The organism is Halosimplex pelagicum (genome assembly GCF_013415905.1).
Taxonomy (GTDB): Archaea; Halobacteriota; Halobacteria; order Halobacteriales; family Haloarculaceae; genus Halosimplex; species Halosimplex pelagicum.
Genome location: NZ_CP058909.1, coordinates 1,218,249 through 1,230,849 on the forward strand (window position 1 = coordinate 1,218,249; position 12,601 = coordinate 1,230,849).

Here is a 12,601-nt window from a genome sequence, read left to right on the forward strand (position 1 = left end):
ACCGTACGCGTCCGTTTCCTGCTGCTCTCCGCCCGTTGCGGGTCGCCCCGTCGACCGGTGAAGTGGTAACCAGTTTTATACTTCACTACGCCCGAAGAATACACGGTCAGATGGTTGAGTTCGTGGACGCCGTCGCAGGGCTAGCCGTCGCGAGCGCCGTCGTTTCGGCGGCGCTGGTCAGGGTCGCGCTGGCTCACCGGTCGGAGGTCGGCGCCCGCGGGCTCGCGCTCTCGATGGGCGGGATGACGGTGTGGCTCGCGGCCTACGGGACCGCGCTCGCCTTCGAGACGGTCGTCCCGCCGGTCGTCGCCTACAACTTCGTCATCCTCGCGGCCGGCGTCGGCACGGTCGGCTGGTTCCTCATGGCGCTGGAGTACACCCGCCAGCGGTTCCCGTCGCGCCGGGGGCTGGTCGCGCTGTTCGCAGTTCCGGCCGTGACGCAGGTCTTCGCGTGGACGAATCGGATGCACGAGCTGTTCTGGGCGCCGGGGACGACGCCCCTGCTGGGCGGCGGGCTCGACAGGGTCTACGGCCCGCTGTTCTACCCGCACGCAGCGTACAGCTACGTGCTGGTCGCCGCGGCGACCGCGCTGTTCCTCCGCCACGCGTTGCGCCGACGGGGAGTCTTCCGGAAGCAGGCGGGCGCGATGGCGCTCGCCGGCGTCGGGCCGCTGCTCGCCGACATCGGCCACGTCACCCTGTCGGTCCTCGGCCCGCGCGTGGACCTGACGCCGTTGAGCTTCGTCTTCGGCGGACTGGTCGCGACGTGGGCGCTGTTCCGCTATCGGTTTCTGGAACTGGTGCCGGTCGCGCGTCGGACAGCCGTCGACCGAATGCGCGACCCGTTCGTCGCCCTCGACGACGAGGCGCGGATCATCGACGCCAACGGTCGGGCAGACGCGCTGCTCGGAACCGACCCGGTCCTCGGGGACCCGGTCTCCGAGTACTGGCCGGCCGTCGAGCGGGCGCTCCCCGAGGATCCGGAAGCGGCCCGGACAGTCGAACTCGTCGCTCGCGAGGGTGAGAGCGCCGATACCCGAAACTACAGCCTGAACGTCTCGCCGCTGCCGCTGGGCCCCGCCCGGACCGGCTGGGTCGTCGTCGCTCGCGACGTGACCGAACACAGGCGTCGCGAGTGCGAGCTCGCGGCGAAGAACCGGGAACTCGAGCGGACGACCGCACAGCTCCGCCGCAAGAACGACCAGCTCGAACGGGTCGCGGACATTGCTGCCCACGATCTCCGGACGCCACTGGCGACCGCGGACGCGCTGGTCGAGCTGCTCCGGACGGATATCGAGGACGCCGACCCGTCGGTTCGGCAGTCGCTGTCGGACCTGGAGACGGTCCACGCGCGGCTCCGCGAGTTCGCCGCCCGGATCCCCGATCTCGCCCGCGAGAGCCTGGCCGTCGAGACCGAGACGCCGTTCGATCTGGAGGCGACAGCCAGGGACGCCTGGACCGTCGTCGACACCGGGCGGCTGTCGCTCGTCATCGAGGGGACCACGACGCTCCGCGGCCAGCCCTCGCGTGTCCAGCAGGCGCTGGAGAACCTCTTCGAGAACGCGGTCGTCCACGGCGTCGAACCGTTCGGCGCGGCGGACCAGCCGGCGACCCGGTCCGACCCCATCGGCTCCTCCGACTCCGACGCTACGAGAGACTCCTCGGAATCGGGAGCCGACGGACCGGCGCGGTCGGAGCCGCTGCTCCGCGGCGGATCCGGCGACCCCGACTTTGACCGCGATCCCGTCCCCGAGTCGGTAGCCGGTTCCGACGGCGATTCCGTGCCAGGGAGCGGCCCGGAGACCGATCGGGGGCCCGACGAGGCGGCGACGACGGTCCGCGTCGGGACTCTCGGGGACGAGGCGGGGTTCTACGTGGAGGACGACGGTCCGGGTATCCCGCCGGAGCGCCGGGAGCGCGCGCTCGCGTACGGCACGGAGGACGGCGAGGGAGGGTACGGACTGGCGATCGTCCGGACGACGGTCGAAGCACATGGTTGGCGGCTTTCAGTCACTGAATGTGACGCGGGTGGTGCGCGTTTTGAGGTACGGACCGACGAGTGAGTGCCGACGACCGTGGTCAGTCCTTCCGCGGCTCAGCCGGTCGGATGTGGCGGGCGACCCGTCGGCAGTTCGGCCCGGCCGTGAGCAGGAGGGGTGCGTTGTGGCCCATCTACTCCCACATGTAGACGCGGTTGAGCATGAGGTTGGTATGGATACCGATGATCGACAAACCGACAACTTCAGCGTGACATCCTCCGCGCCGTGAACGGCGCGGCTTCCCGGCATGGGAATACCAGCTACGTTTCGCTGTTGCTGGCAGAGGGTTCCAACCCGTGGATAGCGAACGTAGGCGGCAAAAGGGCGCACGGGGGAAAATGTGCACCCAACGACGGGTAACGCGGATACCTGCGGCGGGTGCAGGCAAGTAACCCGTTATGAAAATACATTCATAAGTCTTGTGAGTCAAGCATATGTGGCCCTTAAGCGAGACTGCGAGGGGAGTATATTAATTGGGTATAATACTGCTATCCGGAGCTGGACATACGGGAAGTAGTGTGCCCGGGTTCGGGAGTGGGGCACACAAGACAGCATCTTTGCCTCGCGAAGGAACCCACCGTAGAGTGGGCATTATTATTTCAGACACCTCTCACAATGAATGTTCCGCCGTCTCAACTTTCGTTGCTGGACTACCTCAACGGCTGACTATCCATAGCAGAATACTACCGACAAACCGCTGGATGGACGGGGGCAAAGTTCCTGGCACGGAAACGGCACCCCCGCGAATGACCCTGCTCCGAGGAGCAGGTACCGGTATGTTTGTCTGCTCATATAAATTCCTTGTGGATGCGAGAGTGGCCGTGTTTAGTTTCTGTTAGCCGTGTCGCTGTACAATCTGTGGGCGCTGGTGAACCTCTTGCTGACCGCAGACCGGACAGTCGAGAGTGACCAAGTCCTCCCGACCGTCCTGTTCCGGCAGTTCCTCGGCCAAATCCCGTACGGATAGCGATTCAGTCGGTGGATGACTCTGGTCGAAACGCCCGAGTTAGCCCGCCACTGGCTACTGGTAAAACTGCCAGAACATCCCTTATTGAAGGTTCTTGGCGGGCAGATACCAGCCGCTTCCTCTATACGGCAAAATCGATGCTGAACAGTGCCGTTGACATCCTCCTCCGCCTTCAGGCGGAGGAATCCCGACCGCATTTGGGATATTAGGGTTTGGAGTCTACCACTTGTTCCTGCGGTTGGAATCCGCTGGACAAGTCATACAGGTAGACTCCGGGCTGTGCCAACCAGCCGGTACTCCTATCCTCGCCCAAACTGACCGAAGACTCGGAGTTACTTGTGTTGTTGATGTTGAGACGGATGTTCTCCGCCCCATTCACGTCAGCGTTGAACGCATCATCGTGTTCCTCACAGACGTACAGACCGCGTTCGACACGCTGACTCTCGTCTTCTCTCCCGCAGACGCAACACGTCTTGCTCGTGTCGCGCTCGGACACTTCTACGACTTCGATGCCCTCAACCTTCGCTTTGTATCCGAGGATGTTAGTGAAGCGGTCGAACGCCCATCCGTGAAGGTCAAGGTTGCCGTGCTTGCCCCAATTCTTCGACTCGCCGTTGTCGTCCTCTCGAACACCAGCGAGCGTCCCAACGTTAATCCGCCCCACGTCCCGCTCGATACACTTCTCAACGATGTGCTTAGCGAGGCTGTGGAAGAAGTGGGTGCGGCGCTCCGACCACTTCGCGTGTAACCGAGTGGCTCGTTCGCTACCCGAGTCGTCACACTTGGCAATCTCTTTCGGGAAGTAGTACCCGTCTTGTTTCAGTCGGTTACCGGGGTACAGGTCGGCGTCTTCGGTGCTGTACGCGACCGCCGCGAAGTTGCAGATGCCAAGGTCGATACCTACCGTCTCCTCACCGGGCGCGGCGGGGGTCTCGATTTCATCTTTACAGACGAGGTGCAGTTCCCACTGACCTTTCGCTCGATCGTAGACAGCTCTGACCTGCTGTAGGTTCTCAACCGTGACGCCGGGGCGTGTCTCGTATTCGACAAGGATGTATTCCCATGCTTTTGGGTGTTCCTTGTGATTTGCGCCCTTGGACAGTCGAACACGGTTGTTCTTGGCGTCGTGTTTGATGCCGTTCTGTTTCCACGTCACCGTGCTACGTGGGTGTTCCTCGTGGACGCGACGACCTTCTGAATCGTAGTAGTTTTCTTTGCGGTAGCCGGGGGGATTGTCCCGTTCGTCGTCGGAGCCGTACCACGAGTTGAAGGCTTCAGCGAGTTCCTCCAGAACCCGCTGACTGGACTGCGAATGCAATCCGTTGTACTTGTTGTGGGTCTTCAACTCGTCTTTGAGGTCTCCGTGGTCAGGAATCTCCCCGATTTCATCCCATCGTTGGCGGGAATGGTAGTTGGCGACGTTCCAGAGTTTGCTGGCGCTCCACCCGTGCCGGTCGAGCGAGTCCTCTACCTGTGAGTGGTTGTGTATTTTCGCTTGGTGGGTTCGGTGGACTTCCAGCATTCTGAACGCCTGTATAACCATTTATATTTGTATCTATTGTAAATGTTTGGTTTGAGACCGGTGGAATATCCGAGCCTTCTATCGAACGGTGGGTTGTGGAGGAATTGTCGGATTCATCCCGCGCCTTTAGGCGCGGGTATTCTCCTTGCTCTTTATAATCGAATCTGGTGTAGCAGTCATTTGAGGCCGGGGCGATGAATGTTTTCCAGAAGACATTTACTACGGTGGTGATTAAATAAGGCCACCCGTGTCAGTGACACGGGTCGGCGATAGCCATCAATCGCCTGTGTGAAGGGATGGTTCTCGTTCCAGTGAATCACCCTTTCGGACCGATCGTGCTCCCTCGCCCCAGGGAGCACGTTTCCTCTCATATCGAGAGCGTGGATTCGGTGAGTTCCCAGTCTCGTTGTTGAGGGACCGGTGTCGGTAGCCGTCTTCGTCATGAGGCAACGCGAGGTCGTACCGAATACGCTCGTCAACCGTTGAGAGGGAGACGCGACCATCATCGAACAGCATTCACCGTCCGGGTGTCGTGTTTGCCGTGTTGGCGATGGATGCCGGACGAGGGGGTCTTGTAGTCCTCATCGAAGTCTTCGATTTCATCGCTCCTTGCTGTCGTCTTTTTGTACAGGACCGAAATACGTACCGTTTGTGTGCTCAACTGAAGCGGTAGCGCGGAGACCCCTTCCTCAAGGAGCGGCCGAAGGGAGTGAGTAGGGAGGGGAGGAGCGCGTTCGTATCGGTCACTGAAACCAATTTATAAGTAGCCACAATACTACATTGAAACTGTGGGAGACGACTACGTGCGTCGGACCGCAATCACCCGACTCTCGGTAGATGGTAAGCAACGCGAGTTGCTTGAGGAAACCATTTCTGAGTGGACGCGTGGTTGCCAGCTCGCCACCGATATGGCGTGGGGCAACTGCAACGCCAAGAGCGACGTACAGCCTCTCGCCTACGACGACGTGCGTGAGCAAACCGACCTCGGGAGTCAGCACGCGATTCTCGCCACCCACCAAGCCGCACAAGCCATCACCGGCTGTATCGAACGTCGGTCCAACGGAAAGAAGGTCAGCAAGCCGACGTTCACCGCACCCACGGTGAAGTACGACACCCGGACCATGACGCTGTTCGATGACGACACAGTTTCTCTTTCCACCACGGAGAGTCGCGTCCGGTGTTCGCTCGCCCTTCCCGATGCCGAGGATGGCTACCAACGGCAGTACCTCAACTCTGACGAATGGAGCGTTACGGAAAGTACGCTCACCGCCCGCGATGGCAACTACTTCTTGCACATCGGCTTCCGCCGACCGAAGACCGACACCGAACAGGAAACCGCCGAGGACGGAACGGTCCTCGGGGTTGACCTCGGTATCGAAAACCTCGCCGTCACCAGCACCGCCTCCTTCTTTAGCGGGCGAGAGTTAACCCACGACCTCCGCGAGTTCGAGAAAGTACGTGCCGGACTCCAACAGACCGGCACCCGAAGTGCCCACCGGACGCTTGAACAGTCGAGTGGCCGTGAACTTCGCCACGTCCGCGACGTACTCCACCGAGCGTCGAACGCCATCGTAGACGAAGCACTCCGGTACGACTGTGACCTAATAGCGTTCGAGGAGTTGACCCACATCCGTGACCGAACGGGTGCGTCGTGGGGTCACAAGTGGGCGTTTCGAACACTCTACGAGCAAGTGGAGTACAAAGCCGAGGCAGAGGGCATCTCGGTGAAGCAGGTGGGTTCAGCGTACACGTCGAAACGGTGCGCCGAGTGTGGCTTCACAGCCGACGAGAATCGCCCGACCCGTAACGACTTTCGGTGCGTGAAGTGTGAGTCGGAAGCGAACGCAGACTACAACGCGGCGAAGAACATCGGTATGCGGTACATCCGCCGAGGCCAACAGTCGTCTCGGCGGACGGGCAACAGTCAGCTTGCCCTGCAGTCTGGAACGGTGACACCGAGTGGCGGATTTACCGCCCACCCGAACGGGTTCGAGGTCGAGGACACGGACAAGCCCCACCCTCCACGAGCGAACCCGTCAGGGTGAGCGAAGTAGGGTGGGGTAGTTGACTAGATAATTCCAAGGTATCGGTCTGAAATAGAACCCACTAGATGCCCTACTCAGATACTGATCTCTTGTCGGAGATCGAGCGGTTGGCTGATGAATTAGGCCACCCACCGTCGCTTACCGAGGTTCGTGAACACGGACAATACAGCGTCACAACGTATTATGATCGCTTCGGGTCGTGGCAAGACGCAGTGGAAGCGGCTGGGTACGACCCGCAAGCACCGACGACAGAAATTCCAGAATCGGAGCTTCTAGCTGAACTCCGCGAGCTCGCCGAAGAGTTCGGCGAGCCACCGAGTGCAGCCCAGATGGATGCTGATGGCGAATATTGGGCGTCTACCTATCGAGACCGGTTTGGGTCATGGAATGAGGCTATCGAAGCAGCAGGACTAGAGCCAACCGACGAGCCGTCTCAAATCCCCGATTCGGACTTACTTGCGGAAATCAACCGACTCGCGGATGACCTTGGTGACCCGCCGACGTTCCAAGAGATGGACGAACAGGGAGAATATGCAGCGAGAGTGTACGTGAGCCACTTTGGCTCCTGGAATGCGGCGATCGAGGCGGCTGGGTTCGAGCCGACACAGCGCGGGTCGTCACTCAGCGAATCTGAACTGCTCTTTGAACTACAGCGATTAGCAGACGAACTGGAGAAGCAACCGTCCGCTCGAGAGATGGATGCCGACGGGAAATTTGGGTCGGCAACATATCAGCGGCAGTTCGGTTCGTGGTCAGCAGCTCTCGAGGCAGCGTTTGAAAACTGACTGCAGTGGTACTAAAGAACTGTTGGCGGAATTCGCTTGGAGTCAGCAGGATACAGCAACAGCGATTGTGCAACCGCTCCGAGAGACGGAATCGACCGCCTTAGCTTCGAAGGCCGCAAATTAACTGCTAGAGCCTAGAAGAGAACCGTTCTCTGCCCAGCTCCCACAGTGACTCGAGTGAAATCCAGACTAGCAACCAAAGCGCAAAAAGGCCAAACACAAGAACTGTCGTTGAGAACTCGGCGAACTGCTGGATGAATTCCAGTAGTAGTGTCGTAAAATAGACAATAAGGACAGCGACGGCACCTAATCCCGCGACTGCACAGACAGCGTGTTGGACCCGCGACGAGTTGTTTGAGTAGCTGCTATCTGTTCCTGCCTCCCGAGTGGCCGAGGACGGGTTGTGCATACATTCTCTCCTAGATTATCTTTCGTGACCTTCGCACAAGAGTGTTTGGCTTCTGTTCACATGACGCATACTTAGTCGGGATACTATCTAGTTCTGGGTCCCTCAGCTGGCGTTTTCCTGTCGTGTGATCGCCGTTCAAGCGTCGATGAACGTGGCTGGGCACCGTACCCGCTTTTGAGCCGTTGCCCTGCTTTCCCACTCTCTGTCTGAGGCGTATGCATCCACGATCTCAGTCTGAGAACTTCTACTACTACGGGCGTGAGGTGTGTGGGTCCATAACATTCTTTGCTGGTCGGGCCCAATAGCAACAGGCCCGCCATCAGATGGGCCGTTACCACCAAGCGTTTGCGACACGGCAGCTGTCAGGGTGTGCCCCACTGTTCGAGCCTTGGGGCACACTATTCCCGTGTGGTCGTCTCAGGTGAGCCCCAGCAGTCAAAGCCGTATACAACTGCACCGGGTGCCAGAGTGAGTATAGCTGAGGAAAACTGATAAGTCCGTCCACGGTAACAGTCTAGCTACCCGCCAGTGATGGCGGGGACGGGAGCGATCAGGACTCCCAAGCTATCGTCGCGACTCTCACAGTTGCGAGGTATGTGTGCCCACTGTCCCGCACACGGGGGCACACTCCTTTGCGTTTGACTGTCCCGGTGAGCGCCAATAGCCGTCGCGAAGGTGCAGCGGGTCTCGGAACCGTTGTGGATCTCGTTTCGATTCCTCCAGCGTCTGGTTCCACGGTTCAAATACGGGACCTTGGAGGAGATGTTTCTGACTGCAACTAGGAATCACAGGGTACCAAGCAGAAGTCGGCCGGGATGTGTTGGATCCGCCCGACCATGCTTCGAGACAGGAACCAACGATGCCACGAAGCAGTCTAGTTTTTGTGTTGACTCCTGAAAATAATTTCGGAGCGTTGACTGTCTCTCGCATGGCCGCACTCTTGATCATAGAGGTTTCCTATTGGGCAGCACATTGTTGCTGGCATCCTACCTTGCGATTCTGATGGATAACCTGCCTCACAAGAGCGGAGGGATTTTTGGTCAGTCTCTTCCGAAAAGGCTGTACGGGTGCCGATAATATGTCTCCCCAGAAACAGACGAACTGGTAGCCAGTGCGGTTCTGGTTCGTATCATAATGACGCCCCAACCTAGCAATCATGACTGACGTTCGTGAGGAAACACAGCAATTACTTGCTGATCGCCCAGATCTTGCGTCTGCACTGGAACACCTCGTTGACATCGACGCTGATGGGAAATGGGATTTTCACGATACCTCGCTTGATTCTGGTGAGTTCGGCGAGATCGTCGCACAGGATATCGTCACCCAGCAGGGTGAAGCCTATCGACTTGTTGACCGGGAAGCAACCGCTGCTGCTCTCGACGGGGAAATCGATCCTGAATCGTCTAAGACAGTATCCGAAGTGCCCACACCAGACTCTCTTTCCGAACTGTCGGTACGCGACCGACTCTCTGCAGCTGTCAGCGACCCGCTCTCAATCGGGTTCGTGTTGTTAGGACTTGTTTTGATCATTCTGGTCCGCACTGTCTTTGCGGCCAATGCAGTATTCCGAAACGGCACTGTCGTCCTGACAGGAAACGATCCATATCGCTATCGGTACTGGGTAGAGTTCCTCCTCGACAGTCAGATTCCGGCATTTTCTCCAACCGGTCTCGGTGCGCTTCCGGAGTACGTCACAAATCATGACACGCTGATGATCGTCACAGCTTGGTGGTGGTCAGCACTGTTTGGCGGATCCGCACATATCGCCGGGCTTGTCCTCGCGTGGTATCCGGTTGTTGCTGCGGTCGTCGCTGGGCTTGCAGTCTACTTGCTGGCCGTCCAAGTGACGGGTGACCGCCGGATCGGGTTGGCGACGCTAGCTCTCTACGCGGTCATCCCCGTGAACGCTTATCGGACCATGATCGGCTTTGCAGATCATCACGCGTTCGATTACGTGTGGTTGGCTCTCACGCTTCTTTCACTCGGGATTCTCGCAACAGCACGCGGGACTGACCGAATGTATCGCGGCGACATACTGGCGGGTGTCCTTGGGCTCTCTATTGGCGTAGCCGCCCAGACACTCGCCTGGCGAGGTGGCCCGCTCCTCATCCTCCCGGTCGGGCTCTACGTCCTCAGTCGAACACTACTTGACGTTCGTGAAGGGCGATCCCCTGTTCAAACCAGTGGCCCGTTGCTCGCTGGACTCGGTGGAGCTGCTGTACTCTCTGTTGTCTCTCATCTTGGGTGGGGGTGGTTGCCGACGTATCGAGCAGCGGCACCGCTCTTGTTGGTTGTCGGTTCCGCTTTCGTGATTGCGATCGGTGAGGCGAATCACCGCATAGAATACAGCGCTAAAGCGACAGCTGTCGAAATATTCTCACTCGGAGGGGTTGGATTCGCGGCCCTTTGGGTTACTGTCCCAGCCGTATCCAGTGGACTGAGTGCATTTGTGACGTATATGCAGACGTATACTGGAAGCGGTATCGCTGAAACACAGTCGCTCATCGGTGGCGAAGGCGGCTTGTTCTTGGGTCCGCTCCTGCTTTTCGGATTCATCCTTTTTCTCTCGCTGCCGTATCTTGCCCTGCTAACCGTCCGTGGCGTTCGAACGGATACACCTCACTGGCTACTTCTCTCGATATATGGGTGGTATTTCTTGCTCCTATCGCTGATCCAGCTCAGATTTGCTGGGGAATTTTCGGTTGTGATCGCTCCTGTTGCCGGGATCGGGTTCGTTGACCTGGCCGCGCGGCTTGATATCACCCAACAGGTTGACCTCTGGGGAGATTCAGACCATACTGACAGGTTCTCTTGGAGTGAGTCCGACCGAGAGGGATCGTCACTCTCGCTTCCCGATGGTCGGACAGTCGGGACGCTGCTCGTCCTCTTCATCCTTATTGCGAGCTTTTCGTTCGTACAGATCCCGGTCAAACAGAGTCAGCTCACCACTGCTGACGGCGAGTACGAGACGGCAACCTGGATGAATGGATACGCGGCTGAGCGCGGTTGGACATATCCCGACAACTACGTCTTCAGCCCGTGGAGCAACAATATGATGCTAAACTACTTCGTTAATAGTGAGTCTCGTGACTACGGATATGCAAAAGAGCACTACACATCGTTCCTCGCTTCTGATGCGCCAAAGCAGTGGTATGATCGACTCCATGACCGGGTTGGATTCGTGACTGTCCGTGACAGAGGCGGTGACCCGAATCCGCAAACCGTCTACAGTCGGCTGACTGCCCAGTACGGAAGCCAGACCGAAGATACCGCCGCTGTCTCACACTATCGAGCGGTGTATGTTGATGACGGCAGCCAACTGACGGTCTTTACGCTCGTCCCAGGGGCGACACTCACTGGCCAGGCAGCTGCCAACGAGTCGTTCGTAGTCGAGACAGCGGTTGACGTTCCGGGTGCGGAATTCACCTACCGCCACCTGGTCACAGCCGGACCCGACGGTCAGTACGCTGTCACAGTCCCCTACCCGGGTTCATACGAGATCGGGAATCATTCCGTCTCCGTCTCTGCAACGGCTGTCCGAGAAGGAGAGAACGTCTCCGTGAGTTCTCCTCCCTGATGTTAGTGACGTGCTCCCACGACTAAATCGTACCGTCGCGGGCGTTCGTGATCGCGGCTTCGACTAGCGATGTGATCTCTGACCGGAATCGTTCGCGACTGTAGTGAGATGCTGACGCGACCAGTTCCGATTGGAGTGACTGCTGATGTTCGTTCGAAGAGCGGATACGTTTCATCTTCCGGATGGCTTCGCTGGGAGATGTATAGGTCAGTTCGTCGCGATCCTCGACGATCTCTATCTGGCCGCCACTGTCGTGAACGAAGGGTATTGTCCCGCCAGCGACGAGTTCGGCGACGGCGATCCCAAAGTGTTCGAAGCGCCTCGCGTGGACACCATAGCGGTGAGTTTCGATCAGCTCGACGAGGCGGTCGCGCGACACTCGCCCCTCGAGATGGACGTACGATCGCTCTGCTGCGAGTCGTTCGATACGGTCGACGTACTCGTCGCTTCCCGATGGGCCGATGAGGTGGAGGTGCGTGTCGATCCCGGCCTCGCGAAGGCCGTCGACGACCTCGATCGCGACGTGTTGGCGCTTCAGCGGATGTATCCGTCCGAGACAGACAATCCCGTCCGCCTGACTGCCCCATTCCGGTGGGTCGAAATCCGCGACACCGACGGGCGGGGCCACTACGTTCGCCGATTTTCGGGTCGTCTCGGCGAGCACCGCCGCAGTCCACCGGGAGTTCGTTACGGTGATTGTGCTGTCACTGCCTGTCGGTGCTCCGGTTTCATCCGGGCGGAGCATGCGACAGAGCCAGTGATACTGTGGATACAGCGACTCCTCGAAGCGTGTCCCGTACCGACGCATGGCCGCTGGTTCGAAGTACGGGAAGTGGACGTACTCCAGAGCCGGCCCGCAGGCAGCCAACTGGCCATCTGTACTCACGAGAAGGTCATGGCTGTCCTGCTGGCGAACGACCCGTCGTTCCATCACCGCCCGTCGTAAGAGTGGGAGGTCCGTGACGCCCGTAACGGTACGTGCTGCGTCAGTCAACCGGTCGACAGTGAGCCGCGCGGTCGATGCCGGCTGTTTCACATCGATCGGCGACTCACTTCCCGTGGTGACGGCCGTTGAGAGATCCGTCCCGAACGTCTCGTCCAGGGCCACGAAGTTGGGATCGTCTGCGGTATACACAGTCAGTTCGTGACCAGCATCGTGGAGGGCCTGTAACGTATTGGCGGCGACGGCCTCCGCACCGCCCCCCGCCATGAGCCCCGCATGAAACACACCGATATCTGCCATCCGATACCTGCCCT

At 59.1% G+C, this 12,601-nt stretch carries 6 protein-coding genes; 4 read left to right on the plus strand and 2 right to left on the minus strand.

Features of this window, described 5'->3' with window-relative positions:
• Positions 1-110 precede the first annotated feature (110 nt).
• Positions 111-2,063, plus strand: a complete 1,953-nt coding sequence (locus tag HZS54_RS06190) for a histidine kinase N-terminal 7TM domain-containing protein (RefSeq protein ID WP_179921062.1) — start codon at positions 111-113, stop codon at positions 2,061-2,063.
• A gap of 1,148 nt (positions 2,064-3,211) precedes the next feature.
• On the opposite strand, the gene HZS54_RS06195 is transcribed toward HZS54_RS06190, so the two are convergent.
• Positions 3,212-4,528, minus strand: a complete 1,317-nt coding sequence (locus tag HZS54_RS06195) for an RNA-guided endonuclease InsQ/TnpB family protein (protein WP_179922951.1) — start codon at positions 4,526-4,528, stop codon at positions 3,212-3,214.
• Between the two features lie 788 nt (positions 4,529-5,316).
• Between HZS54_RS06195 and HZS54_RS06200 the strand changes: the two genes are divergently transcribed.
• From HZS54_RS06200 to HZS54_RS06210, 3 genes are all read left to right on the plus strand, one after another.
• On the plus strand, positions 5,317-6,573 hold the full coding sequence (locus tag HZS54_RS06200) for an RNA-guided endonuclease InsQ/TnpB family protein (protein WP_179921064.1): 1,257 nt from the start codon (positions 5,317-5,319) through the stop codon (positions 6,571-6,573).
• 65 nt (positions 6,574-6,638) lie between these two features.
• Positions 6,639-7,358 (plus strand): homing endonuclease associated repeat-containing protein, encoded by a 720-nt coding sequence (locus tag HZS54_RS06205; protein WP_179921066.1) that lies wholly within the window; start codon positions 6,639-6,641, stop codon positions 7,356-7,358.
• Positions 7,359-8,923: 1,565 nt separating this feature from the next.
• Positions 8,924-11,344 (plus strand): laminin G, encoded by a 2,421-nt coding sequence (locus tag HZS54_RS06210; RefSeq protein WP_179921068.1) that lies wholly within the window; start codon positions 8,924-8,926, stop codon positions 11,342-11,344.
• 22 nt (positions 11,345-11,366) lie between these two features.
• On the opposite strand, the gene HZS54_RS06215 is transcribed toward HZS54_RS06210, so the two are convergent.
• Positions 11,367-12,587, minus strand: coding sequence for a glycosyltransferase (locus tag HZS54_RS06215; RefSeq protein ID WP_179921070.1), 1,221 nt, complete (start codon positions 12,585-12,587; stop codon positions 11,367-11,369).
• Positions 12,588-12,601 lie beyond the last annotated feature (14 nt).

Bases quoted from the DNA above. Each gene is read 5' to 3' on its own strand.
- HZS54_RS06190 (WP_179921062.1), top strand. From the start codon at position 111: ATGGTTGAGTTCGTGGACGCCGTCGCAGGGCTAGCCGTCGCGAGCGCC.
- HZS54_RS06195 (WP_179922951.1), bottom strand. From the start codon at position 4,528: ATGCTGGAAGTCCACCGAACCCACCAAGCGAAAATACACAACCACTCA.
- HZS54_RS06205 (WP_179921066.1), top strand. From the start codon at position 6,639: ATGCCCTACTCAGATACTGATCTCTTGTCGGAGATCGAGCGGTTGGCT.
- HZS54_RS06210 (WP_179921068.1), top strand. From the start codon at position 8,924: ATGACTGACGTTCGTGAGGAAACACAGCAATTACTTGCTGATCGCCCA.
- HZS54_RS06215 (WP_179921070.1), bottom strand. From the start codon at position 12,587: ATGGCAGATATCGGTGTGTTTCATGCGGGGCTCATGGCGGGGGGCGGT.